The 24,910-nt window shown below is 58.5% G+C and carries 24 protein-coding genes and 5 pseudogenes; 10 read left to right on the forward strand and 19 right to left on the reverse strand.

Annotation, left to right across the window (positions count from 1 at the left end; genetic code table 11):
• Window position 1: 1 nt before the first annotated feature.
• Window positions 2-463 carry a hypothetical protein gene (locus P3T22_RS04825; protein WP_429324350.1) on the reverse strand — a complete coding sequence of 154 codons (462 nt, stop codon included), beginning with the start codon at window positions 461-463 and terminating at the stop codon, window positions 2-4.
• A gap of 1,591 nt (window positions 464-2,054) precedes the next feature.
• The gene (locus P3T22_RS04830; protein ID WP_429324351.1) at window positions 2,055-2,270 is read right to left on the reverse strand and encodes a hypothetical protein; all 216 of its coding nucleotides are present in this window, start codon (window positions 2,268-2,270) and stop codon (window positions 2,055-2,057) included.
• A gap of 166 nt (window positions 2,271-2,436) precedes the next feature.
• Between P3T22_RS04830 and P3T22_RS04835 the strand changes: the two genes are divergently transcribed.
• Window positions 2,437-3,606, forward strand: a complete 1,170-nt coding sequence (locus P3T22_RS04835) for a porin (RefSeq protein WP_200619535.1) — start codon at window positions 2,437-2,439, stop codon at window positions 3,604-3,606.
• 1,298 nt (window positions 3,607-4,904) lie between these two features.
• Here the strand turns inward: P3T22_RS04835 and P3T22_RS04840 are convergent.
• Together P3T22_RS04840 and P3T22_RS04845 are read right to left on the reverse strand one after the other, a co-directional pair.
• Entirely contained in the window at window positions 4,905-5,258 is a 354-nt protein-coding gene (locus P3T22_RS04840; protein WP_429324352.1) for a BON domain-containing protein, read from the reverse strand.
• Window positions 5,259-5,601: 343 nt separating this feature from the next.
• Window positions 5,602-5,880: a hypothetical protein gene (locus tag P3T22_RS04845; protein WP_429324353.1), complete on the reverse strand. Its 279-nt coding sequence runs from the start codon at window positions 5,878-5,880 to the stop codon at window positions 5,602-5,604.
• A gap of 401 nt (window positions 5,881-6,281) precedes the next feature.
• Between P3T22_RS04845 and P3T22_RS04850 the strand changes: the two genes are divergently transcribed.
• Entirely contained in the window at window positions 6,282-6,827 is a 546-nt protein-coding gene (locus P3T22_RS04850) for a hypothetical protein (protein ID WP_429324354.1), read from the forward strand.
• Window positions 6,828-6,883: 56 nt separating this feature from the next.
• On the opposite strand, the gene P3T22_RS04855 is transcribed toward P3T22_RS04850, so the two are convergent.
• Window positions 6,884-7,132: a hypothetical protein gene (locus P3T22_RS04855; RefSeq protein WP_429324355.1), complete on the reverse strand. Its 249-nt coding sequence runs from the start codon at window positions 7,130-7,132 to the stop codon at window positions 6,884-6,886.
• A gap of 346 nt (window positions 7,133-7,478) precedes the next feature.
• Between P3T22_RS04855 and P3T22_RS04860 the strand changes: the two genes are divergently transcribed.
• Window positions 7,479-8,015, forward strand: coding sequence for a hypothetical protein (locus tag P3T22_RS04860; protein WP_429324356.1), 537 nt, complete (start codon window positions 7,479-7,481; stop codon window positions 8,013-8,015).
• Window positions 8,016-8,498: 483 nt separating this feature from the next.
• On the opposite strand, the gene P3T22_RS04865 is transcribed toward P3T22_RS04860, so the two are convergent.
• The 4 genes and pseudogenes from P3T22_RS04865 to P3T22_RS04880 form a co-directional block, all read right to left on the reverse strand.
• The gene (locus tag P3T22_RS04865; RefSeq protein ID WP_429324357.1) at window positions 8,499-9,002 is read right to left on the reverse strand and encodes a nuclear transport factor 2 family protein; all 504 of its coding nucleotides are present in this window, start codon (window positions 9,000-9,002) and stop codon (window positions 8,499-8,501) included.
• A 235-nt stretch (window positions 9,003-9,237) separates the two neighbouring features.
• A pseudogene (locus P3T22_RS04870) lies at window positions 9,238-9,492 on the reverse strand (IS5/IS1182 family transposase); the annotation flags it as partial.
• A gap of 68 nt (window positions 9,493-9,560) precedes the next feature.
• Complete coding sequence (locus tag P3T22_RS04875) at window positions 9,561-9,743, reverse strand: hypothetical protein (RefSeq protein WP_429324358.1); 183 nt, start codon at window positions 9,741-9,743, stop codon at window positions 9,561-9,563.
• A gap of 376 nt (window positions 9,744-10,119) precedes the next feature.
• Window positions 10,120-10,302 (reverse strand): hypothetical protein, encoded by a 183-nt coding sequence (locus P3T22_RS04880; RefSeq protein ID WP_429324359.1) that lies wholly within the window; start codon window positions 10,300-10,302, stop codon window positions 10,120-10,122.
• Window positions 10,303-10,711: 409 nt separating this feature from the next.
• Here P3T22_RS04880 and P3T22_RS04885 point away from each other — a divergent pair.
• From P3T22_RS04885 to P3T22_RS04895, 3 genes and pseudogenes are all read left to right on the forward strand, one after another.
• A pseudogene (locus P3T22_RS04885) lies at window positions 10,712-11,398 on the forward strand (metallophosphoesterase family protein); the annotation flags it as partial.
• 85 nt (window positions 11,399-11,483) lie between these two features.
• Window positions 11,484-11,801 (forward strand): plastocyanin/azurin family copper-binding protein, encoded by a 318-nt coding sequence (locus tag P3T22_RS04890; protein WP_429324360.1) that lies wholly within the window; start codon window positions 11,484-11,486, stop codon window positions 11,799-11,801.
• A gap of 166 nt (window positions 11,802-11,967) precedes the next feature.
• A pseudogene (locus P3T22_RS04895) lies at window positions 11,968-12,702 on the forward strand (IS6 family transposase).
• A gap of 23 nt (window positions 12,703-12,725) precedes the next feature.
• Here P3T22_RS04895 and P3T22_RS04900 read toward each other — a convergent pair.
• The 7 genes and pseudogenes from P3T22_RS04900 to P3T22_RS04930 all read right to left on the reverse strand — a co-directional run bounded on the left by P3T22_RS04900 (window position 12,726) and on the right by P3T22_RS04930 (window position 18,173).
• Window positions 12,726-13,013, reverse strand: coding sequence for a hypothetical protein (locus tag P3T22_RS04900; protein ID WP_429324361.1), 288 nt, complete (start codon window positions 13,011-13,013; stop codon window positions 12,726-12,728).
• Between the two features lie 38 nt (window positions 13,014-13,051).
• Window positions 13,052-13,618, reverse strand: a pseudogene (locus P3T22_RS04905) (cytochrome b).
• A gap of 154 nt (window positions 13,619-13,772) precedes the next feature.
• Window positions 13,773-14,528, reverse strand: a complete 756-nt coding sequence (locus tag P3T22_RS04910) for an SDR family NAD(P)-dependent oxidoreductase (RefSeq protein ID WP_429324362.1) — start codon at window positions 14,526-14,528, stop codon at window positions 13,773-13,775.
• A 94-nt stretch (window positions 14,529-14,622) separates the two neighbouring features.
• On the reverse strand, window positions 14,623-15,573 hold the full coding sequence (locus tag P3T22_RS04915; protein WP_429324363.1) for an aldehyde dehydrogenase family protein: 951 nt from the start codon (window positions 15,571-15,573) through the stop codon (window positions 14,623-14,625).
• Between the two features lie 478 nt (window positions 15,574-16,051).
• The gene (locus tag P3T22_RS04920; protein WP_429324364.1) at window positions 16,052-16,465 is read right to left on the reverse strand and encodes a YciI family protein; all 414 of its coding nucleotides are present in this window, start codon (window positions 16,463-16,465) and stop codon (window positions 16,052-16,054) included.
• A gap of 57 nt (window positions 16,466-16,522) precedes the next feature.
• The gene (locus P3T22_RS04925; RefSeq protein ID WP_429324365.1) at window positions 16,523-17,623 is read right to left on the reverse strand and encodes an alkene reductase; all 1,101 of its coding nucleotides are present in this window, start codon (window positions 17,621-17,623) and stop codon (window positions 16,523-16,525) included.
• A 148-nt stretch (window positions 17,624-17,771) separates the two neighbouring features.
• Window positions 17,772-18,173, reverse strand: coding sequence for an MAPEG family protein (locus tag P3T22_RS04930; RefSeq protein WP_429324366.1), 402 nt, complete (start codon window positions 18,171-18,173; stop codon window positions 17,772-17,774).
• Between the two features lie 118 nt (window positions 18,174-18,291).
• Between P3T22_RS04930 and P3T22_RS04935 the strand changes: the two genes are divergently transcribed.
• From P3T22_RS04935 to P3T22_RS04950, 4 genes and pseudogenes are all read left to right on the forward strand, one after another.
• Complete coding sequence (locus P3T22_RS04935; protein WP_429324367.1) at window positions 18,292-19,218, forward strand: LysR substrate-binding domain-containing protein; 927 nt, start codon at window positions 18,292-18,294, stop codon at window positions 19,216-19,218.
• 130 nt (window positions 19,219-19,348) lie between these two features.
• Window positions 19,349-20,029 (forward strand): peroxiredoxin-like family protein, encoded by a 681-nt coding sequence (locus P3T22_RS04940; RefSeq protein ID WP_429324368.1) that lies wholly within the window; start codon window positions 19,349-19,351, stop codon window positions 20,027-20,029.
• Window positions 20,030-20,172: 143 nt separating this feature from the next.
• Entirely contained in the window at window positions 20,173-20,850 is a 678-nt protein-coding gene (locus P3T22_RS04945; protein WP_429324369.1) for a glutathione binding-like protein, read from the forward strand.
• Window positions 20,851-21,090: 240 nt separating this feature from the next.
• Window positions 21,091-21,645, forward strand: a pseudogene (locus P3T22_RS04950) (aldo/keto reductase); the annotation flags it as partial.
• 68 nt (window positions 21,646-21,713) lie between these two features.
• Here P3T22_RS04950 and P3T22_RS04955 read toward each other — a convergent pair.
• The 3 genes from P3T22_RS04955 to doeB form a co-directional block, all read right to left on the reverse strand.
• Entirely contained in the window at window positions 21,714-22,007 is a 294-nt protein-coding gene (locus P3T22_RS04955; protein ID WP_429324370.1) for an alanine racemase, read from the reverse strand.
• Window positions 22,004-23,296: a D-amino acid dehydrogenase gene (locus P3T22_RS04960; protein ID WP_429324371.1), complete on the reverse strand. Its 1,293-nt coding sequence runs from the start codon at window positions 23,294-23,296 to the stop codon at window positions 22,004-22,006. The genes P3T22_RS04955 and P3T22_RS04960 overlap by 4 nt, the downstream gene beginning before the upstream one ends.
• 227 nt (window positions 23,297-23,523) lie before the next feature.
• On the reverse strand, window positions 23,524-24,549 hold the full coding sequence (doeB, locus tag P3T22_RS04965; protein ID WP_429324372.1) for a N(2)-acetyl-L-2,4-diaminobutanoate deacetylase DoeB: 1,026 nt from the start codon (window positions 24,547-24,549) through the stop codon (window positions 23,524-23,526).
• Window positions 24,550-24,910 lie beyond the last annotated feature (361 nt).

Genomic DNA, 24,910 nt, shown 5'->3' on the forward strand with positions numbered 1-24,910 from the left:
TCTACAGATCGTCGGTGTCGGGCCGGATCGCAAATCCGAGTGCACCCTGCACTGGCCCGGATTGCGGTCTGGCTTCCGTCTTTCCCCCATCCTTGCGAACATGCTTTGTCTGAAACGTCGCATCCTGCGCCCGCGATTGCGCCGTGAACACCTTCCCAGCACCGGGCGCGCGTGCACCTGATGCTGGCCGCGCAACACCACCTACGCTACCGCCTTTCCCGGTCGAGCGCAGTGCATAGCGAATCGTCCCAGCCGTGATGTCGAGCCCTTGCTGCTGCGCCTGCTCCGCGATCTGCTCCAGCGTATAGCCCTTCGCCTGCGCAGTCCGCACGCGCACACGCATGTCCTTCATCGCATCGCGCACCGTCACGCCACGTTCGGTATCCGGCTTCTCCGGCAGCGCATCGAGTGCGCGGCCAAACGCCTCCCATTGCGACTTCGTATAGACCTTCGCAACAGGCATCGTTACCCTCCTGCACATCGGCTACGCTTCGCTGTGACACCATCGTGCGCACGTCCTGAGCACGCGTCAACACGGTTTTTGCGCACGACTTGCCCGCGCAGGAACACACCGGCAGCGAAGGGAATGTAGGAGAACAACGCACTTTTTTGCGAATGTGGTGCGCGCGCGACACGCTTCACCAACGCATTTAGGAGCGCCGGGGTAGCGCTTGCCGTTCACTCCGGAGATCATCACCTTGACCCCGGATTGTGGTTTCGGCTGTATCACATGTAGGCATGCAGCCTGTACACGCCTAGCCGGGAACTGCTCATGGTGTTTCGCTATCGTCTGCGCGTTCGATGCTCGCCCGATAGCGCACCGCTTGAATCGCACCGTCCACATCTTTTTACTCGTTCCGAGCATTGCATAGGCTCCCAGCACACTCTCTCGTTTTCTATTTTCGTGCGCCGCGCGAAGCGCATCGATCAGCACATATACCCAGCAAACCATTCGAATTTTTGTGAGCACCCAACGCACGGCAGCGCGCACACTTCACACATTGGGTTCGCCACCGGTTCACAGTTCATGACGCACTGGTTGCGCATCCCTTAACACATCGTTCTTCGCAATGCGTTGACACACTTAGCAAACCCACGTCGCATCGTCATCGCAAGGATAACGCACGCCGTTCGCCACCGCACAATCAGCCGTTCACGCGAACGCAGAACCCTCTGCGCACGGCGTTTACTCTGGACCACAAAAAATGCACCGAAAACAAGGGATGGCAGGATAGGCTACCGCCGGTTTTGGGCGCCATGTGCGACAGACTTCTACTAGATAAGCATGATCGCGGTCTCAGTAAACCTGCGCTTGCTAACAAGCAAGCGTTCTCGCATTGACCGGGATCCTGCTGCGTATTTCGGTAATCTGATCGATCAGTTCAACGCGAACGTCGAAAACTGTATTCGTAGCCGCCGAATTGGCTGGCGTCTACAGCGGCGTTGAGAGCCTGAACGCACGCTACTTCAGCCGGTCGGCAACGATGTCGCGCCAAGGGACTGGTTGCAAAGACCGATACGACTGCGAGTCCGACAATTGCCAGCCGATCCATGCTATTCGCCGTCGCCTTGCGACACCTAGTTTCCGCGTCAGCGGTTTCGTTCAACGTGTGCTTCCGCCGCCCCGACCTGCAGATTCACTTGTCCCGAGCGCCGAGATGGCACCAAGGATTGGCCACTATCCTGAAATTTTGGGATTTTCCATAAAAGGAATTAGCAACCTCGTTGTTGGTATGTTTGGAACTGTTGCGTTTTTCGGGCTTCGGCGAACCGCTTTTCTACCACGTGCCCCACTGTTCGCGTAACGCGACGCGGGGTGCGTCTGCAGTCGTCCTACGACGCACCCCGCGTTATCGATTTCCTTCATCGATTGATCTCCAGATGCAATCCGTCATCACACATCGTCGTGCCGCCGTCAAACTCGTGCCGCACAGATTTGTGCGGAGTTCTGAAAGCCATCGACACCCCCATAAGGTGAAGGTTGAGATCCCCGGGGATGTAGGAATAGCAGGCGCTTAAGCGCTTCCCTGGCACGCCGCAAGGACTCGCTTTTTTCAGACGGTTGCTGAGCGCCAGGCAGCAATGCCTGGGCGGAACGCTATCTTCTGGGCATCGGCTGTGAGCAAACCGCCCGGTTCGGCGAACACTTCAGACAAAAAAAAACCGGCCGAAGCCGCGTTAAGCGCAGGCATCGGCTGTCTACGGATACGGTAAACGGCAAGCATGTTTTCTGCTTGCGCGGGACGGAATTCGGCCGGATTCAGGGACATTTCGACAAATTCCTCTATGACCACGACTCTGTTTTTCATTAATTGAAAGGATGGTTAATTGTCAGGTGTCGCATATCGGACACGATCTGTATTTCAACTTTGTACATTACTGTTTTGCGAGATTAGTCTCCCTGCATGAGGATTGACGTCCAACGCAGGAGATGAGATGAAACGCACCACCTTTTCGATAATTTCGCTGGCTGCGCTCGCGTCCGCCGGCGCCGCGCATGCCCAAAGCAGCGTGACCTTGTACGGCGCGATCGACACGTCGCTGACCTACGTGCACAACGCACAGGGCAACAAGAATCTCTGGGCTCTCGGCAACAGTAGTGCAGGCAATCTGTCGGGTACACGTTGGGGCCTCAAGGGAACGGAAGATCTCGGCGCCGGCCTGAAGGCCATCTTCCAGCTCGAAAACGGTTTCGATCCGAGCACCGGCAAACTGGGGCAAGGCAGCCGGCTATTCGGGCGGCAGGCCTACGTCGGTTTGACAAGCGATTCGCTGGGTTCCGTGACGCTCGGCCGCCAGTACGATCCGCTGATCGATCTCGTACAGGGCATCACCGAGGACAACTATTTCGGCAGCGCATTCGCGACCGCGGGCGACGTCGACAACTACGACAACAGCTTCCGCGTGAACAACGCGGTCAAGTACACGTCGCCGGTCTGGTCGGGTCTGCAGTTTGAAGCGATGTACTCGTTCGGCGGCATCGCGGGCAGCACCGGCTCGGAGCAATCGTATTCGGCGGCGGCCGCCTATAACAATGGCCCGATCGCCCTCGCCGCCGGTTACTTCTATGCAGCAAACAGTCCAGCGTCGGCGGGCCCACGCAGTCCGACAGCGGGTTGGAATAGCACGTCGGACGGTACGTTCGATGGCCCGATCAACAGTGGATACCAGACCGCGCACTCGCTCGGGATTGCCCGCGTCGCGGGCCAATATACGCTCGGGCAGTTCACGCTCGGGGCCGCCTACAGCAACTCGCAGTACCGCCGCGACAGCGCCTCGGTGTTCGCTTCGAACGAAAAATACAACACGGGTCAGGGATTCGTGAACTATCAAGCCACCAAGGCCCTTCTGGTCGGCCTGGGCTACAGCTATACAAAATCGAGCGGCGATACCTCCGCGACGTATCACCAGGTCTCGCTCGGCGCTGACTATTCCCTTTCGAAGCGCACCGATGTGTATGTGACGGCCGCCTATCAGCATGCGAGCGGCGAAACCGGCAATGGCACAGGCGGCACGATGGCGGCGCAAGCCTCAATCGGCTCGTACGGATACGCAGGCACCAGCACGCAGGAAATGGTCAACCTCGGCCTGCGTCACAAGTTCTAGAAGACCTGTTGCATGTGCCGGGCATGCAACGAAACGGGCCAGCGACGGAACTGTCGAATGCCGTCAATGCAACTGTTATTTCTCGATCAGGCGCTCGAACGAGCGCTTCAGCAGTTTGGAGTTGCGTGGCTCAAAGCTTCTTCGATTGCCTCGTGGTGCGCGTCCACGCTGCGCTTCAGACGCGCAACCATCGCCAGCCCGCGATCGCTGATGTAGACGAGTGCCTTGTGGCTATTGTGTTCTTCATGGGGTAATCGTACGAATCGTGCGAAATCTGGCGGTAGTCACTTGCAGAGCCGCTGCAGAAAGGCTCGGGGGCGCCCCGGCTTTCGCACAATCGGATGCTAGACAAGTCATTGGTAAATAACGAGTTTTAGGATCAATCCGCCATAAATTGCACGAAAGGTACGAATTCCCCCATCTGAACGCTAGTCTCGCCGACTTGGTCGTCCCGCTGCGCGTCCTGCACTCCAAGGAGCCGCGCGGAAGCCGACCCCCAAAGCAGAAGCGATCGAGAAATCGCTCATGGAGGCGCGGTAGCGGGGCCACGGAAACGCCCGCTTGAATAGCGCGGGCGTTTTCTTTGGAGCCCTGACGAACGCTACGCAGCAAGTGTCGGCATGTTCACCAGCGCTGACTTTACGGGTCCCACGCCATTCAGTGGCATCGCCTCGGGCCCAGGTCCTCCGTAATATGTGTGAAGGTTGGCTAGGTGGTGGAACAAGCGAAACGCGAATTTCTATCATAAGTCTCGCAGTCATAAAGCCCATCGTTTTCGTAAATGAATTGCGCAATTCCGGGACGGCATTCAGTCGCATCAAGTAGCGAATGACGGCGTCGGATAACGCTTCTGGGGACCGTCGTCGCAGCGTCAGGACTGTTCCGGCATCCAGAAAGGGCACCGACTACAACGTTTCCGAATAATTCAGCAAATCTATATAACTCTGGCGCTCTGGCTGGTGGGAGTCATGGCTCTGTTTCTTCTTACCTGCCACCAGAGCTCAACCTGAGCCCCATTACCGCGCGAGCGGTGATGGGTTCCCGGTGTTCGCGACCGGTTTGTATGCCGATTTGAGAAGTCGATTTTCTTGCGAGCGAATTGAAAAAGCCACGCAGCGACTTTCTCAACTGCATCGACTGTCTGCGGCCTTACGTGGTGTCAGCTCCTTTCTCATATCCAGATCCAGATGACTGACGTGCCCACGCGTTCGGCAACAGTGACATATGCAATGTGCGACTGGCAACGCCTTGCCCGGTAAGGCTTGACGGCGAGCCGGTTGCCCGACGCGCCCGCGCAATTACTGACCGCCCTCCGTGCGAATCGTCAAATGATTGTCGACGGAAGTTACGCCCGCCACGCTCTTCGCGACGGTCGCTGCTTGATCAATTTGCGACGCGTCAGGCACGGTGCCTACCAGCGACACAGCGCCGCTACGCGCGCGCACGGTCAGATTGGCAACATCGATCCCCCCAGCCTTCGCGAGCGCGGTACGCACTTTCTTGCGCAACGCGCGGTTTTCCGCACCGACCGACTTCGCGGTCGGTGCGGCGGGCGCCATTCCGCCGGCTTCGCTGGACTGCGCATAGGCGTTGACGGAAGCCAGGACAATCAGCGCGCAGCTCGCTAACTTGACTGCTTTGATTGCGTTCATACACGTTCTCCTATGGCGATGATTCGGGACGGTCTCTAATGAAACCATTACACAACGTCGGTGCTGCCGGGCTACCCGACATTCTGAGGAACTGTTCTGCGGTCGACACGATATGTTGGGAAGACTACGGGGATAGGGAGAAGCTCCTGGCTATCTTCGCCGGTGTGCTGGAATACGAAGACGCCGGAGTAGTTCCGCCCCGGCTGGCGTTACCCGAAATCTGCCGTTGTCGAAAGCCGTAGGTACGATTTCGATGAGGCTCGCTTCTTGAAGAGCGATCGCATCTGGATCACCAGGTGCGACCTGGTTGGGCGCATCGAGCAGTAGAAACAGAATGGCGATCTCATGGTGACTCAGCAGCGATTTCATGATCGACCTCAGGCATACACGAGTACTGGACAGAGAGCGCATCGGCGCGACGAGCCACTTGGGTTTCGAATGACCTACAGTGCAGGGCTTCGTCGTCGGGGGCGCCGTCGGCCATCTGGCACCATCGTTGCCATTCGGTGAACCGGGTGTTGCGCCCAATTGCGAGCATCGATCCGCACGTATTGTCGCCATGGAAACCGTCGAAGGAATGGGTTGCACACAGATAGGCGTCCCGGACCAGATCTTCTGGCATCCCTGACGCCCCGCGTGAGATGCTGCCTCGAAACGCGGCGGGGCTGCTGGGTTCTCTTTGCGGGTGGACCTGCTCACGAGCATCGCGGTGCTCTCCTGTCTTCAGGCTCGCGCCGGGTCAGCCCATTTCGTTCATGAACCGCGAGTCTGCAGGCGGACCGTCTGCCTGATCGCTGGCATGCTCTTCTAGCCTATACCGAAGTCTTTCGAAAATTATTCCAGCTTCGAACTGAAAAAACGGATGCAAATAGTGCCGCCCTAGCGATGGTCCTACGGTTAGATCTACCACGAATTGAAGTGCCCAGCGCTTCTTGCCGCGATTGCGAAACGGCTACCTTTCAGACGATTCGAATCGAAAGGGCGCGCGATCGCAGTGCCGTCAGACAAAACATCGAGGGATGCATGACGAGCGACTTCCGAACCTGCGGCACTGCGGCGGCAGGACCGCAAGCCGAAGCGTTTCAAGAACGCGGCCCACGCCTAAGCACCGCCCTCACCGCCAGCGCACGGGACGAGGCGGGCATGCTCGCCACCGAACGGCGGCGTACCGACCTTGCTGATGATCTGCACCGTAGCTCCGGCAGCAGAAATCGATGCACCGCTCCCAGGTTCGTGCAGATCAGCCACAGTCACGCGCGCTTCGACAAGGCACTGAGTCCTGGCCCCGCCAGTACGCCGGAGGAGGCTGTCAGCGAGATCCAGGCAACGCCGGAGCGAAAGGCGTTCATGATCCAAGCCAGTGATATCAGTCACCCTTCGAAGCCCGGCGAATTCGATGGCGCTGTGCAAATGATCAACGGTGCAGGACTGGGAGTGCACTACGTGCCGTGCGAGCATGACACTCGTCGGCGTAACCACGGTAGGCACGGCCCTCACATTGTAAAAGACCGGCTCGGTCCTGCTGCGACGGGTGCATGGCCGCACGGCCAACGCTTTCCTGGTTGCTGAGGAAAGCGCTAGTTGCCGTTTTTATTTGATGCTCCTTTTACCAGTATGGCGCTCCTCTACGCTGCAAGCCGACGACCCGTCAATGCCGGCCGCGAAATCGCAGGCGGGAATACACACCAGCAGCCGTCATCGTGCCGAAAGAAGAAAATCGCATGCGAACCGCTTGGGGCCAAGGCCTCAACGCGCACATAGCGTCTCCTCTCGCAACCGGTACGGCCGAACTGAATTACGCGGAGCCGCGTCGTCGGAGTCGGCGCAAGCCATTTTTCTACCAGGAACCGCAGGGACTTCTCGGCGATGTTCATGTTCGCCTCCTTCCATTTCTGCCGCAGCTCACTACGACCAGCTGTCGGTAGCGGAACGCTGCGATCTGTCGATCGTGCTGCGTACACTGAGCTAACCACGCCAGCGTCCGCTTTATTCCCGAACCTCGAACGCGGCGGCATACCGCGATTTAGAGCACGCCTGTGCTACTTGCCCGAGTTTTTGCGAGTTTTCTTGATCAGAGCCGAGCCGGTCCGGATGCGGCTTCCTGTTGGACGGACGCTCGAATGGTGGGAATAGAGGTGCGTCGTTTCAAGTGCAACCGCGAGATCAAAGGGAACCGAAGTGCAATCAATTCTGCGTCACTTGCAACTGGCGTCGAGTGTAGTGCTGCTGACCTATCTTTCCCTCCATCTGGAGAATCACGCGCTCGGCATCTGGTCGCTGGATCTTGCCGCGCGCGGCACGGTCCTTCTGTATGGCTCCGCCGGCCTGCATTTTGCGCTGGCTCTTCGTACGGTCTATGACCGGCGTCACCAGTGGACTCTTCAGCTCGCCGAATGGGTCCGCCTCTGGGCCGGACTCAGCCTCCCTGTCCTGCTCATCCGGCGTGCGGTTGCGGCCCACCTCGCCGCTTCGCTCTATGGCTTCGAACCGGACTACAAAAAGATTGTGGTATCGCTGACCACGAGCGGAACACAAGGCTTGCAACTTGCACGGCTCGCCCCCGGGTGCGTGCATAACCGTCTCGTATTGTGGATCCGTTTTCGTCACTATCCTTTCGTTCGCCTCGCGAAGCCCGCACTGATCCCCGCGCTCGTTATCCTCCCGTCGCTGTCCGCTGCCGGCTTTGTTCAGATGGCCCGCGCCGTCCTGGCAGCAAATGCAATGCTGCCACCAACTTTTTGCGTGTCGTCATGCTGATTTGCCTCGTCACCTCTTGCCGCTCCCGCCGGACAAGCCGACGGGTAGCAGACTAAGTGAGGCAACAGGTCAGCGCGAGTTGCAATTCTGATGAGTCAATGCGACCAAAATGTCGATGGCGCCGAGCGCCTCGAGGGTCTGGCTGGCCGTGGGCTTGCGTGTTGGTTTTCCTGGCCACGTCAGCGCGGATGGCAATGGCATGCCTGCCGTCCGGATCGATGCTGGAAGCGACACGCCGGGTGGCGTCGGCCGAATCGGTCATGAATCGTTTGATAAATCGCCCGCTCGCAAGACGTCCACAAATGAGGTGGCCAATGAAGGGCGTCCATTACTTGTTGCAAACACGGATCGAACTGCTCGACGGGAGACATGCTTAGCATCTTTAGTTCGATCGAAGCGGTGTTCGGCAGCCTCGACTAAACCGCGGCGCGCTGTCTAAAGCAAGGAGAGGCCCGCGGCAGACAGCGTGTTTCGCCGGATCGACTAGAACATCGTGTTGTCGTTGGCCGACTGCTCGGGCACGGGTTGAATCACATCCCAGTGCTCGGCGATCTTGCCGTGCTCGACGCGGAAGATATCCACGATGGCGTTGCCGCGGTCTTGCGGGTTACTGGTCGAGTGAACATGCAGAAAGACGAGATCGCCGTCGGTCGCACTGCGCACGATGGTCGAACGGGCATCGGGGGCATGCTTGAAGTATTCGGTAAAGAAGCTGATGAACGGCGCGGACCCGGTGGGCACATGCGGATTGTGCTGAATGTAATTCGGTGCGAGCACGGTGCTAGCAGTCCTGAGATCGTGCCGGTTGAACACCGCATCGTAGAAGTTCACGACTAGCGCGCGGTTGCGCTCTTCCTGGGCAATATCGCGAGCGGCCGGATGAACCGGCGCGACGCTATCTTCGGCGCGGGCCACATGGCTCGCGATCAGCACAAAGAAAGCAGCGGCGGCTGCCACGCGCTGGAGCAAGGTGATTCTGTTTGGCATGACGATCCCTTTCTTTTCGTTAAAAGCCGGCGGCTGCAAGGACTTTAGCATCCGCAGGTGGCGGCGACGAGACGGATCTTGCCGGCGCATCGGTGCTCCCGCGCCGAATGGCTTGCTGCATTGCAAGCGCGTCGCCATGCCATCTGCGCCGGCCCTGGAACCTGGGCCATAGCGCGAAGGCCTGCAACACCGACGCGCTTGCAGCATAAGGAAAGTTCCTAGGAGACCATTTCAAAAAGGACTGCTCCGTGCGTATGGAGATGTCCCAGCAGACGAGCGAGCAACCGAGTTTGAGGAATGTTTCGTGAATATCAGCCCGACGCTCAAAGCGAATGCGAAGACGACGAAGGTCGTGGAGCCATGCGTGGGTATGCTCGACCACCCAGCGGAATTTGCCCAGTCCGCTGCCGTGTTCTGTGCAGCGCCTGGCAATCACCGGTTTGACGCCGCGCTCGCGAAGCCTCTGACGATGCGACTCGGAGTCGTACCCAGCACAACGTGCATCGAGCGCGTCCACCGCAGCTGCTGGCAAGGGGCACGCCGGCCATGCGGCTGACCTCAAGCACCGAAAACCCAAGCGGCGCGAATACTTTTCGCCCCGTCTGGATACCGGACGCAAAGCCGTCCGATCCGGCGCTCCCGCATCGCGCGCATCAGCCGTGCGGCGAGCACCAGCAGCAGCGCACCGCGATCGAAGAGCTGAAAGTAGTTGCGCAGCTCGGCCAGCCAATGATTTTGCAATCACGTTCCGATAGTTGTCCGCCGGGTCACCGCGGCGCGCCAGACAGGATCTTGCGCGAGCGCGATCACTTCCCGTCCGCTCTGCAAGAAGCCAAGCAGCGTGAGCACCGGGAGGAGATCCGCTGCGCTCAGTAGCACACTCCGCCACGCTCCGAACCAAGGTTCCAATCGCAACCAGAACCAGATGCCGTAACACCCATCCAGCCAGGCGACAACCACCAGCACCAGTTGCACACGGCCGAAGAACGGTGAATCGATCCAGAACGAGTTGTGCCATTTAACCTGGAGTCCAGTGCAACGAGCATCGTTCGTATAGTGCCGACAGACCCAAGAAGAAATGCGTCACCAGCGCGCTGTACAGCACGGCCGTTCCAAGTCATCCCAGCCAGATGAATTTCTGCACAAGCAGATCACGCTCCATCCATGCGAGCGAGATATTCCCCAGCGAGTGATTCAGGACGTGCGTGCCCAAGTAGGTGAACACCACCAGTCCCGTGGTCAGCCAGACCGATCGCACAGCCGCCGGCCGCATCCATTGGGGATAGGGAATGTGTGACAACCTCTCCTCTCCAGCCGTCTCGATGCGCACATTCTTAACTACCGTGCTACATCGTGTCGATTCGGAATCCGTTCGATACGTAGAGGGCGAGTTCCTGTACTGACGGTGCCCATCGTTCGCGCCGTCAGGCCGCCCCACACTGCTGCGCCGCGAATATCCCCTTTCTTCAGATCAGTTCCTCTTTTACTGTCGCCTCGTCAGCTGTCTGCATTGGCGGCTTGTAGCCAATCGACACCCAGCTACGGTCTCCCGACACCGGGAAGCCCGCAGACATTCGCGACTTCGCAAGCCTCGCGAACTCAGGCAGTGGGAATAAATATCCAATCGGGCAGGTACTCCCTGCTGAAGGCGCCGGTTTCTACCCAGACGACCCGGCCGCTCAGCTTGCTGATTCGCTTGCGAGGATCTCATGTCGTCACAGCACCCATCCAATCCGTCACGTCGCAGGGCCTTGAGGTGCATGACCTACGGCGGACTCGGGACGCTGTTCACACTTTCCGGCGGCGTACCCACACCCATCGACCTGGCCATAGTGCAGGAAAAGAAGGGACAGTCCGTGGAGGTAAGCAAACCGTTGTTCCTGCAGATCAGCGACGCACACATCGGGTTCAACAATGAAGGCAACCCTGATGTGTCGGGAGCACTCAAGCAGACCATCGATCTCGTCAAGAGCACGCCCACGAAGACTGCTCTGGCCATTCATACAGGCGATACCACCCGCCTCTCGAAAGCTCAGGAGTTCGACCTCGCATCCCCTCTCCTGTTCGAATTACCGGTCCCGGAACTTCATACCGTCCCGGGGGAGCACGACGTAACGGATGATTCCAGCGCGGAATATTTCTGCCGCTTTGGCAAGGCCTCGGATAACGGCGGCTATTACAGCTTCGACCATGACAGTGTTCATTTCGTCGATCGTCAACGTCATGCATCTTTGCAAGGTAAAGGCAGCATCACCTTCCATACGGCTCGCTCCACTGCCTTTCCTCAACCTACCGCCGGGAATGGCCCAGGCCCGGTACCGCTGACGGTTGTGCGCGACCAGATGCCAAGAATGCGTGGCGTGACGACCGTCTCGTTCGCCGGCCATCCCGGTGCCCCCCGCTTCACGATTCAGCAACTGTACGAGCTTCGAGGAGATCATTGTGAAAAATCATTCGTTACCGAAATCCGTATTTGCGGTCGTGTTCTGCCTGGTAGCGTCTGGAGCTACAGTCACGGCGTCCGCACAAAGCGCGAGCGACTCTCTCGTGACGATAAAGAATCTGATGTTTTCGCCCTCGTCCGCCACGATCAAAGCCGGAACTACAGTCACGTGGATGAATCTCGATGCGGAGCCGCACACGATAGTCCACGACGTAGGCGCCTTTGACATGGGCCTCTTTCATTCGTATGACCTCGATCAGGACGACACGTTTTCGTACAAGTTCGACAAGCCCGGGATCTACAATGTCTTTTGTGGGGACCACCCTGACATGAAGGAAACGATCACGGTTCAATGACTCGAACTATTGTGATCTGAGCCGAATAACGCCGTGCATATCTGGACGCGAAATCAATCGTTACGATGCCCTCGTGCCGCTTGTTGCGCGGATAATGCAGCTTCGGCCGTTTCACTGCAGCGCTCGGCACTGTCACGTTGCTGAGATGGTCGAGTAAGATCGCGTGATGAAGAATGAAAAGTCGCTTTACCACGGTCATCGCTTTCCAGCAGTGGTCATCAGTTGCGCGGTACGCCGGTATTTCAGGTTTCAGCTCAGCGTGCGTGATATTGAAGAGCTGCTGTTCGAGCGCGGGGTTATCGTCAGCTCCGAAACGGTCCGACGCTGGTGCGATAAATTCGGTGCGTGTTTCGCATACCAAGCGAAGCGGCGCGTCGCAAGCCCGGCACCAGATGGCACCTTGATCAAGCATTTGTGACGTCGCGTAGCGAGTCTTACCTGTTGTGGCGCGCCGTTGATCAACACGGGGCCGAACTCGATATCCTGCTACAGAAGCGTCGCGACAAGGCAGCAGCGAAGCGGTTTTTCAAGCGCGAGCTTGCCTCATGTGCTGAAGCACCGCGCAAGATTGTGACCGACCAGATGCGCAGCTATCCGGAGGCGAAAGCCGAGATTCCCGCAATGGCTCACGTCAAACACGTTTTCGTCAAAGCCAGCGCGCGGATCAATAACCGGGCTGAAAACAGTCATCAACCAACGCGCGAACGCGAGCGACGCATGCGAGGCTTCCGCGAAGCCTGAGCGCACGCAGGCTTTTCTATCAAGTTTCGGTCCGATCAGTCAGCACTTCGCGCTCAAGCAACACCTGCTAAGCGCCTCACTCTATCGCAAACAGCTCGCCGCACGATTCACCGCCTGGCATCGTTTCACTGAGGCTACCCAAGTCCCGTTCGTTTTCTGAGCAAGCGTAGGTTCTCTCCGCCACTACGTCGCGAACAATTTAACGTGACAGCGCCGTTTGTTGTACTCAGCATCGCCCAGGTCGTAGCTGCTCATATCGACCGACAGGTTCGTGCAGCCCAAAAGGGGCTTCGCGGGGTGCGCTGTGAACTTCTTGAACGCACCGTCGACCGGCACGCTCATTTGCTTCGACGTAGCAACAACCGTGCTCTTGCTTGCGTCGCTTTGCGCGAATCCGGGCAAGGCGATTGCGAACAGAACGGCCGCGGCACTCGCCAGAAGCCGGCGAGAAGAGCGATTCCTGAAAATCATTCGAAGATCCAGAGTGAACGCGCCCTGAGATGGCGCTCTCATCTACGGAAAGGAATCATACGTGTGAGAAGTCCGTCACGTTCCACAAATTGATGCTTGAGTGCCGCTAGCACGTGCGTGGCAAACAGCACGAGCAGCGTGTAGTTCAGCACAATATGCGCTGTGCGCAGCAGCGCCTTCAGCGTCTGGTCAGGGCCGATGATGTTCGGCAGCGGTAGTATGCCGAGATACACGACTTGCACGCCCGCTGCCGAACTAAACAAGTAGCCTGTAATGGGCACGGCCAGCATCAGCGCATACAGCAGCGAGTGCGTTGTGCACGCAGCGGCCCTTCGCCATCTCGGCATCGCGGCGGGTATCGGCGGTGCTCCGTGCGTTGCGCGTCACAGGAGGCGAAGCAGCGCGAGTGCAAACACGGTAACGCCGATCCACTTGTGCCACGACACGTATCTGAGCTTCGCCGGAGTGGAGCCCGGGATGTCGGTCATAATTCAGCCGAGATAAAAGCCGCAGATCATCAACAGGGCGATCAGCCAATGAAATAGCACGGCGACACCGTTGTAGCTTGAACGGTTTTCTTCAGAAGGAAATTCGATTGAATCCATACCCTTGTAAAGAGATCCGCCGAAATACCAGTCCTTTAAGCGGCCGTGTATCGATCATACAAACTTCGCTGTTGCACACGAGGAAATTCGTAACAATCGCCTCTGTGCAACTGCTGGTGACGACTTGAAAATGTCTTGTGCCAGCGCCTCTGCACTAAACGCGAACCAATCCTCCATCAACAACAATGGTTTGACCCGTGACGAAGTCAGCATCCTTTGAAGACAGGAACGAAACGATTCCGGCCAGATCCTCCGGCGTTTGCGCTCGCGGGATGGACTGCATGGAAACGATGAGCTTCGACTCCTCCTCGTAGCTCATCCCACCCGGACCCTTGCGTCCGGGCTCGAGCATCCAGGGTGTTCTCGTCAATCCAGGCGCCACGGCATTGACCGTGATGCCGGAGACACCCAGCTCGCTTGCCAATGCGCGCGTCAAACCAATCAACCCCATCTTGCTGGCAATGTAGTGAGTGAAATCCTTTATTGGCGCACCAAACGTATTGGACGTGATGTTGATGATGCGCCCCCATCCTCTTTTTCGCATATTTCCCACGAGTGCATGTGCCAGCCAGAATGGCGCATCCAGGTTAATGGACATCAGCAACCGATAGTCCTCCATGGTAATTTCGTCGAAGGATTTGTTGGGGAGAATCCCGGCGTTATTGACCAGCACGTCGACGGAGCCGAGCTCACTTTGCACCTCCGCCGCTACGCGGTCAATGTCTGCCTTCTCGCTGAGATCGGCGCGGAAAATATGCGCCTCCGAGCCGGCTTCGTGGACGAGTTGCGCAGTAGCCTGGCAGTCGAGACGATCGAGGAGTGCAATAGTAAAACCATCTTGGGCAAGTCTTTTCGCAAAGGCTTGACCGATACCTCGCGCTGCACCGGTGATCAAAGCAACTTCATTCATATCGTACTCCTCAGTAACGTTTTAATTTAAAGCAATCTGCGGACGGAGATGATCGTGACATCGTCCTCCACTGGGTCGTTTGCGCCTGCTCGACTTAGCTACCTGGTGATGCTGAAGCCCTGCCCGTATGCGGCGAGGGAGTGCGGTGCCACCCTTTTTTCAGAATGGGTAAGCGGGAAGGTTTTCGCGGCCCGCATCCACTTCCATTCCGCGAAGTGGTCGGCATTGGCCAGCGTGCTGTAGTTATGCCCGTTGCCCGACATACCCAAGCCGCCCATCGGCCCGAACACCTCGTGCATGACAGTCTGGTCATTGATGTGGACGATGCCGGCACGCAATCGGTCCGCAACCCGCTGGCCCGGCGCAAATCGGAGGAAGCCACTGCCGCAACGAGGCCATACCGGTTCTGATTGGCCAGCGCAACCGCTTCGTCATCGTCCTTCGCCACGGTTACCGCGGCGACGGGACCGAAGATATCTTCCTCGACCATCTGCATGCCTGGCGCGAAGTCAACCATCACGGTCGACTTGTAAAACAGCCCGTCTCGCGATCCACCGGCGAGAATCTTCGCGCCCTTGCCGGCCGATTCCGTCACGATGCGATCTACGTTTGCGGCCTGCCGTTCGTTGACGATGGGGTCCAAGTGGAAATCGCCCTTGAACGGATCGCCGACCGATAGCGCATCGGGCCGCCGGACGAGGCTCTCGACGTAGGCGTCGGCAATGCTTTGCTGAACGAGATGCCGCCCAGCGGACATGCAGACTTGCCCCTGATGCAAGAACTTCAAACGGGCGAGGACATCATTGGGCCGCCGCCCAACATCAATCCCTTCCTTGATGTCCGGAATCCCTTGGATGCCAGGCGAGTTGAGCGACAAAATTGAATACTCCGATCGGCCCTGCTCCATCCGTTCGAGCCGTTTCTGCTCGATGTCCATCAGATTGGACGTCAGCATCTCCCAGACGTGGGAAGGCGCATAACCTTTCGATTGCTCGATCGTTAGGTCGATTGCAAAAGGCTCTCCAAGTGCAATCTTATTTCTCATCAATCTGCTCCGGTTCAGCGTATGACGCTTGGCTCAAGTAGGAAGAAATACGAGGCCTATCCGAGTTCGCCCGGATGGAATTTTCTTGATTTATCAAATACTTTACGAGTGGATTATATTTGATTTTTCAAATACATAAACACGCGTAAACCCTCATCACACCAACAATCAAGAAGACACCCCAGCGATCACAAGAGCTCGAGCAGGCGATTCCCCTCCTTAACGTCCGACTAAAGATACAAGCGAAAGACCCTTCCTGGCGTGCGCCGTGAAAAGGCGGCGCTTTTCCAGTGGGTGAAAGCCCCACCCGGCAACCGCTCCAGCCGGAAGCAACCGGAGCAATCGTGGAGACAACGAAGCGGTTGAAGCCTTCGGTGACGCGTGTAACATGGAATCGCAACGCGCTTGAGCGCCGCGATGATCTCTTGACTTCTTCATTCCGTAGAACTGACCATCCGGGTTGGGTTCTTGCTGTCTATCAGAAGACTTCGAACTTTCCGGTAGAGAAGTCTGCGGAGATTGTTATTTTCCCTTCATTGAGAATCCACGGTCTGATGCGGAAGCTGCGAGCACCGCTCGAATGCATAGGGTCCGCCTCAGCGATCGATCGGGCTTCCGCAAGTGACGAGGCTCGATAGATGAACATTCCTTCCCCTTCGCCATACTCGCCATCGTCCGTCAGGAGGGGGCCGGCCGCGAACATCACACCTTTGTGTTCAAGTTCAACCTGATAGCGAAGATGGGCCTGAAGATTCTGCATGATCGGGCCGAGTCCATTGACTGGAGTGGTAAATACAGCGAAAAGGCGCCGCGCCAGGAACCCCTGCTCCTTGAACTTTTGTACCATGTCGTCGGCCTTGATGCGGTCGCTGGTGGGACTGCTTGAAGTCATTACTGTCTCCGGTTGGGTGATTAGATCAAGAAAAGGTCGTGCGCGGCCGGCAAGCGATCAGGACGCCACCGGATAGTCGACGTAGCCTTCGGCAGCGCCCTGATAATAGGTTTCCCGGTTGGATGGGTTTAACGAAAGGTCCTCGCGCAACCGTCGGACCAGATCGGGATTTCCGATGAAAGAACTACCGAAGGATACGAGGTCGGCCTGCCCTGATTCGATAACGCTGGTGGCTGACGCTTTATCGAAGCCACAATTGGCGATAAGGGTGCCAGCGTATCGGGGGCGGTAGTATGCAATGGTGTCCTGCAGCGCATGAATCGGCGTCCCAGTGAGATCATTCGGGACGCGGACGATCTGCAGGTGGGAAAGCGCCAGGTCGTTCAGCCGCTCGACGAGATGATCGTAGGTCGCAACCGTCTCGTCGGTCGGGCCGAATCCACCCATCGCCATCGTCGGGCTGATTTTGATGCCCACGCGACCAGGCCCCCACACGCCAATCAGGGCTTCCAGTATCTCGACGACGATCCGCGCACGGTTTTCCGGACTACCCCCATACTCATCCCGCCGGACATTCAGTGCACTGTTGAGGAATTCCGGCAGTAGATAGGTCGTGGCCGAATGGAGTTCGACTCCATCAAAGCCGGCCGCCCTGGCGTTACGGGCCGCTGCGGCGTAGTCGGCAATCGTCGCCTTGACCTGTTCGACGGTCATCGCTCGGGGCGTGACCGTGTCCTTGAAACCTTCCGGCGTGAAGGACTTGAGGCCGGGGTTGATGGCCGACGGCCCCAGCGGCGGCTCGCCCTTGAAGAAATCCGGATGGGACCCGGCCCCGGAATGGGCGAGTTGGGAATAGATCCGGCCGCCTTCCGCGTGAACGGCCTCAGTGACTGCGCGCCAGCCTTCGGCCTGTCCGGCCGTAAATAGGCCAGGAACATTGATAAAGCCAATGCTCTCGCGGCTGACCCAGGTCGCCTCTGTCATGATCAGACCCGCGGAAGCGCGCTGCCGATAATATTCGACATGCAACGGCGTCGGGATCAGCCCGTCATTGCGTGCGCGTCCGCGCGTCATAGACGCCATGACGACACGGTTCTTCAGTTCAAGGCCGCCCAGGCTGAACGGTGAAAATAGGGTCTGTCGATCAGTGTCCGGCATGATGGATCTCCGATTCAGTCGATAGGAGAATTGAAAATTCAGGAATGCGTTGGTCGAGACAACCATTGATTTTGAGTTGCCCGATTCCCGACCGAACGGCGCTTTGCGGCGTGCTCTGCTCAACACGATGGGCTTTCATGAGACGACGTTAGCCAGCAGATAACAGTCCCGAAGCCAGGCTACCTGAGAGGACGAGGATGCAGATCATCCCGATCAGCCAGGACAGGGAGCGGACCGCGTTGATCTTCAGCCAATAGCCGAGAGTGAAGGTCGTACGGACAACCATATAGATGGCTGGCACCCAGGTGACGATCGCCGAGGCCGGGTGCAGGAAAAGCGCAACCAGAGCAACCGGGACGTACATGGCAGCCGACTCGAGGTTGTTGCGCAGTGCACGCGTCGACCGCCCGGTGAAACCGTCGTCGACAATCGGCTGCGTGCGGTCACTCGCGACCCACCTGGCGCCATGTACCGTCAGATTGTTGAGATGCTGAGCGATGGCCGAAATCCAGACCAACGCGCCAGCGTAGACGATCGATAGGGCTAACATGCCGAGACTTTCTCCTGTGGACGCGGCCGCCACACACGGCGGCCTCCCGACTTAGTGTTGCCTCATTCACTTTTTTGAGGTAGTAGGAGAATATGACTAAGTCTTATTTGATTTCTGCATGAACGATCGATTTTTCTCGCTGCTGCTTTTCGTCCGGGTTGCGCGCACTGGCAGCTTTTCCGTAGCCGGACGCGAACTCGGCCTCTCCCAGCCGACCGCCTCGCGCATTGTCGCCACCTTGGAAAGGAAAGTCGGCGCGGCCTTGCTCACGCGCACGACACGTGCCGTGACGTTGACGGAGGCCGGTGCCGACTATCTTGCTCGCGCGGAGGCGATTCTCACAGCGCTCGACGAGGCCGATCACGCGGCTCGCGGCACCGGCGAGTTGCGCGGAATTCTGCGGGTCGCGACCTCGTCCGCTTTAGCCACCCGCACTGTACTCCCACGACTTTCGCAATTCACCGACGCCCATCCCGGATTGCGAGTGGAGTTCACACTAAATGATCAGCGACAAGACCTCGTCGGCGAGTCCGTGGATGTTGCCGTTCGCATCGGTCCGCTGGCCGATTCAACGGCGGTCGCCCGCAGGATCGGTGTGGTGCATCGCGTGTTGGTCGCTTCGCCGGCTTATCTGAAGAAGGCGGGAACCCCCTCTGCTCCATCAGACTTGCCTAACCATGCTGTGATCGTTGGGCCGGCTGGCCAGAGTTCAGAAGGATGGGCATTCTGGATGGACGGAAACGCGACTTCGGTTCGCGTCGACCCACGTTTCATGCTGAATGGGGCCGACGGTGCGACCGCCGCAGCGGTGGCGGGTCTCGGCATTCTCTCAACCGGTCATTTGAGTTGCCTGGCGGAGCTGGACAGCGGCGCGCTTGTGCGTGTCCTTCCGGATTGGGCGATGGGGTCAGCCGACATCAACGTGATCCTGCCCGCCGGTCGCGCCGCAAAGCCATCGGCCCGGGCATTTGCCGATTTCGTGAGCACCGCGTTCCAGGAATTCCGGACCGATTTCATCAAGCGCCAACCTGATACTGGCACTTGAGTGGATCAATCATTCAATAACTGAATATCTTAAAGTCAGTCTCTACACCTACCAGCGCGTGGGCATATCAAATATCTTTCCCGTCGTTGCCGCGTCTCTTGCTCGCGGCTCCCAAACGGAGAAGATAGTCATGGCGCTTCAGAACAAACTGGATGCTTTCACCGCCGAACTGGTAAGCGGCGGCCCCCCCTACAATATTCCCTCTTTTGTGATCGATACGTTCCGCAAAGGCACTGCGGAACTGATCGCGAGCGGGCAGGCAAGTCTTGCGATAAAGGCCGGTCAGCAGGCTCCCGGCTTCACGCTCAAGGATTCCGAAGGCGCAACATTCAGTTCGGATCGTCTTCTGAGCCGCGGCCCGCTGGTGGTCACGTTCTATCGGGGCGTCTGGTGCCCGTATTGCAATCTGGAGCTTCAGGCGCTGGAGGAAGCACGTAGCGACATCGAAGCGCGAGGGGCCTCGCTCGTCGCGATCTCGATGCAGAACGCAGTCAATAGCCGCAAGTCGGTCCAGCAAAACCACCTGGGCTTTCCCATTCTCGTGGATCCTCATGGTCAGGTGGCGCAAGCGTTCGGTGTCCGGTTCGCGCTGCCCGACTATCTGATCGATCTGTATCGGAATGTCCTGAAGAACGACCTCGCGGTGTTCAACGATGACACGTCATGGAGCCTGCCAATGCCCGCACGCTACGTCATCGCTCAAGGCGGCGTCGTCGCGTACTCCGAGGTGAACCCGGACTACACACGTCGCCCCGACCCTTCCGAGCTGTTTCCCGTGCTGGATCACCTGGCGCGCGCGGGCGCCGCCTGACTGCCCTGGCCGGTCGGCCGGGATCGGCCCGAATCCCGATGAGCATCAAGGACCGGTTCAGTCAGGCCGGACCTTGCCGCATCGCCTCGATCATTCCGGTTCTTGCTACGCGGGCAAGAGCCTTTTAGCAGATGGAGAATTCAATGATTGACCTGCACTACTGGGCCACGCCCAACGGCCACAAAATAGCAATTTTCCTTGAAGAGAGCAGTCTTCCTTACCGCATCGTTCCAGTGAACATCAGCAAGAACGAGCAGTTCGAGCCGGAATTCCTGAAAATCTCGCCCAACAACCGGATTCCGGCGATCGTTGATCCCGAACCGGCCGATGGCGGGGAACCGATCTCTCTGTTCGAGTCCGGCGCGATTCTACTCTACCTCGCTGACAAGGCGGGCAAGCTGATCCCCGCAGATGGGCGTGGGCAGGTTGAGGTACATCAGTGGTTGTTCTGGCAAGTGGGTGGCCTGGGTCCGATGGCGGGGCAACAGAACCACTTCCGGCGCGCCGCGCCCGAGCAGATTCCTTACGCGATTGAGCGCTATACGGCCGAGACCACCCGCCTATACGGCGTGCTCAACAGACGTCTCGCTGACCGACCGTTCCTCGCGGGCGACGACTATTCAATCGCTGATGTCGCAACGTATCCGTGGGCCGCTGCCTACAACATCCTGAACCAGGACATCGACCAGTTTCCCCACGTCGAACGCTGGCTGGACACGATCGCCGTGCGTCCGGCGACGAAACGCGCCTACGCCATCGCGAAGGAAATGAACCCCAATGCTCCGCAGCCCCCGGCTCCACGGACTGCACTGCAAGCCTGATAGACAGCCCCCTCTGCAGGAGGATGAAATGGACCAAAGGCCATGAGCTGAAACCGGAACATCCCTCTGAGCGGGTACGAATACGCTTACCGAGACTCTCGTCGATCAACCGGCGATCTTCGCTGATCTCGGGGGTGCCGTGATTCAGGATCATGCCGCGGAAGCGCTTCGTCGCTTCACCGGCGCGTAATCTACGCCGCCCAGTCGCGCCTGCGCGACTCTCCACTCGAGGTGCATGCCATGCAGTACACAAGATTCGGTCTCACTGGCCTTACGGTCTCCCGTCTAAGCCTCGGAACCGCAACGTTCGGTAAGCAGGCGGATGAATCCTCCTCTCACCGAATCCTGGATGTCGCCGCGGACGCTGGCGTTAATTTCATTGATACAGCCAACGCCAATCCAATGGGCGCCGACTTGACTCTCGTAGGTCGGACTGAGGAGATCACCGGGCGCTGGCTGAAAGGCAGGCGCGACAGGTTCATCGTCGCGACTAAAGCCGGAGGTCCAATGGGACCATCTACGTGGGATCAGGACTCGTCGCGCAAGTAGCTGCTCGATGCGATCGACGCGTCGCTTCGGCGGTTGGGAACCGACTATATCGACCTTTATCAACTCCACATCGACGATGCGGCGACATCGCTCGACGAGACCATCGAAACGCTCAATCTGGTCGTCCGCTTGGGCAAGGCACGCTATGTCGGCGTGTCGAACTTTTTGGCTTATCGGCTGGCTCGGGCGATCGGCCGGCAGGACACTTGGAGGCTCGCCCGGTTCGTCTCAGTGCAGCCTCGCTACAAGGGGTCGCTTCAGAAAACGGATAATGCACGTTAAGCAGACGACGCCCGTCTGGCTCTGGTTTCGGGCTATCTTGCAGCGAAGGCGTCAGTCATCCGGCGCGCATGCTTGATCTCGGCATTCGCCTCGGCGAGGGCGGGATAGACTCTCTCGACACCATTTCCGTATGCGCTCGCCTTGATGATAGCCCAGACGCTGGACTTAGCCGCGCGCTGTTTGATGACGTTTAAGTTGTGCATGGCAGCGTCAGTGTGAATGTAGGCAATTAGCGGGCGGGGCATGTTGATCCTTGGGGCGAAGCAATGATTCTGTGGCTCGCGGCGCACAACCTTCGGCACCGCGCAACACATGGGAGCGTTCATCCGAACTCGAAATTGGCGGGCGCAGGTGATCCGCCGGCGTACCGGAAGACGTTAAGGTCGTCGTAGCGGATGGCAGGCTGCTTGCCCGACACGAGGTCCGCTAGCAACTGAGCGGAGCCGCACGACATCGTCCAGCCTAGGGTGCCGTGCCCCGTGTTGAGCAAAAGATTCGGCAAAGCCGTGCGGCCGACGATTGGCGTGCCGTCTGGCGTCATCGGACGCAACCCAGTCCAAAAGGTTGCCTTTAACGTGTCGCCTCCTCCAGGGAAAAGGTCGTTCACGCACATCTCCAGCGTTTCGCGCCGAGCTTCTCTCAAGCCCTTGTCGAAGCCGACGATTTCCGCCATGCCACCAACGCGAATGCGCTTGTCGAAGCGCGTGATGGCAATCTTGTAGGTCTCGTCGAGCACGGTGGAGACCGGCGCCGCTGCTTCGTCGACGATGGGGGCCGTGATCGAGTAGCCCTTGAGCGGATAAACCGGAATCTTGACGATGCCGGAAAGGAACTTGGTCGAATAGGAACCGAACGCGACCACGAAGACGTCGGCGTGCACTAGCTTGCTGCCATGCCGCACCCCGACCACCTTTCCGCCTTCGACCACGAGGCCATCAATGGTCGTGTTATAGCGAAAGTTCACCCCGGCCTGCTCGGCTAATGCCGCGAGGTGCGTCGTGAATAGTTGGCAGTCTCCGGTTTCGTCCCCGGGCAGTCGCAGGCCTCCAGTCAACTTGTGCGCCGTGGCCGCAAGCGCAGGCTCGGCCCGCGCCAATTCAGTTCGCGTAAGAAGCTCATACGGCACATTGGCATCTTTCAGCACCGCGATGTCCTTGGCGGCACCATCAAGCTGTTGCTGTGTACGGAACAACTGGAGTGTCCCACCCGTGCGTCCCTCGTACTGGATGCCAGTGGTCACTCTCAAGGCCTTGAGGCAATCGCGGCTGTACTCAGCAAGCCGGACCATCCGGTTCTTGTTGACGGCATAACGTTCGGCCGTGCAGTTCTGCAGCATCTGCCACATCCACTGAAGCTGGAATTGCTTGTCTTCATCGTCCGGGCGGATCGCAAGCGGCGCATGCTTCTGGAACATCCACTTGACTGCCTTTAGTGGAATGCCTGGAGCAGCCCACGGCGCGGCGTAACCTGGCGAGATCTGCCCGGCATTCGCAAAACTGGTTTCGAGCGCCGGACCGGCCTCGCGATCAATGACCGTAACTTCGTGACCTGCAAGCGCCAGGTAGTAAGCACTTGTGACTCCGACGACCCCACTGCCCAACACAACGACTCGCATACTTGCTCCCGATTGCGTTTGATGCCCCTGGTCGTCAAGCGCCCGTGGCCATCGATGATCCACACGATCTGGGCCAACCTGGAACGCTTCAAGAAAAGCTATTTTCGCCCAGATCAATCGGTACAAGTTGAGAGATCGGGATTGTTTTACAGAAGACGTTACAGGTTGAATGGGCCGGCGCGATCCAATAGCCGCGATAGCAGCGATCGCGCGTATCCGAGAACAACTCAGCCAGCCACTGCCACATCGCGCTCGACGACTATTGCAACAACCGCGATCGTGTCGCCGACTTTCACCAACCCAGGAAAGTGTCGGGCTACGACAATCCCGTCTCGCCGTGCTCTGTATTCGACCGCCGGCACGCCGGTGCGACTCGTGTCGTAGATGCGTGCAAGCACATCGCCGCACGTAACCGTTTCGCCCAGGTCGCGGCACATCTCCAGCAATCCGCCGCGGTCGCTGGTGGTGTAGCAGGATCCGTCCGGCATATCGAGGAGTGTCGTCGTGCGCCTCTCCGCACCCGGTTGCCCATCACCCTCCAGGATGCCGGCGTACCGCAAGAACCCACGCACGCCCCGGTCAGCAATAGCGACGCTTTTCGCCGTTGACGCACCGCCGCCGCCGAGTTCCGTCGATACGAACACCTTGCCAGCCTCCTCGACTGCCGTGTCAAACATCCCGACACTGTCGAGTTCGAGAAGCCGCATCGAGTACGGGGCGCCGAATGCTCGCATCGCGGCCTCGCAGCGTGCCTGCTGAGCCTTGTCGTCGAGCACGTGGGTCGCGGAAAATGGCACGAAATCGAGAGTGCGACCGCCAGCGTGAATGTCGAGCACGTAATCCGCAAGCGGGAGCAGGTACCGCTGGAAGTAGTCAGCGATTTTCTCCGTCACGGTGCCGTCGGGCCTGCCAGGGAAGCTGCGGTTCAGGTTGCCCGCGTCAATCGGCGAAGTGCGTGTACCGGTCTGGAACGCCGGATAGTTCATGAACGGAATGATAATGACCCGTCCACGCACGTCATGTGCGCGAAGCTCGCCCGCAAGCTTCGACAACGCAACGGGGCCTTCGTATTCGTCCCCGTGGTTCCCGCCCGTAAGCAAGACGGTTGGCCCCTCACCGCGTTTCACGACCGCAACCGGAATCATGACCGCGCCCCACGCAGAATCGTCCCGTGAGTACGGCAGTTTCAAGAACCCATGTTGCTCGCCATCGGCATCGAAATCGACAGTGGGGGTTATCGGTGAAGCCCGCATCGGGTCACTCCTTGATAAAAGTTCGTGTGGCGCCTCGCGGCAGATCAGAACACCTTAGTCAGTAAATTGAGTACTTTGCAAAAGTGCGCGCATCGGCTTACAGCGTCACTCGTAAAACCTCTGTTCCGTGATGCTGCAACACCCACCGGGATCTTCAGAGGCACCCTCATGACCTTCGGCTTCGCGCAAGATCCGAAACACCCGCTGTCGGCCCTCGCCACTCGGATTGCCGTCCGACGTTCCGATGAAAAGACCAAGATTCGACATCACCGGCGCCCCGGTCGTCACCGTTTCGCACAACAATCAACTCACAGCGCTCCGGAGAAATTGAGTAGCAATGCCCTCCTCCACTTCTCCCGGA

The sequence above is a fragment of the Paraburkholderia sp. GAS348 genome (assembly GCF_050434205.1).
Classification (GTDB): domain Bacteria; phylum Pseudomonadota; class Gammaproteobacteria; order Burkholderiales; family Burkholderiaceae; genus Paraburkholderia.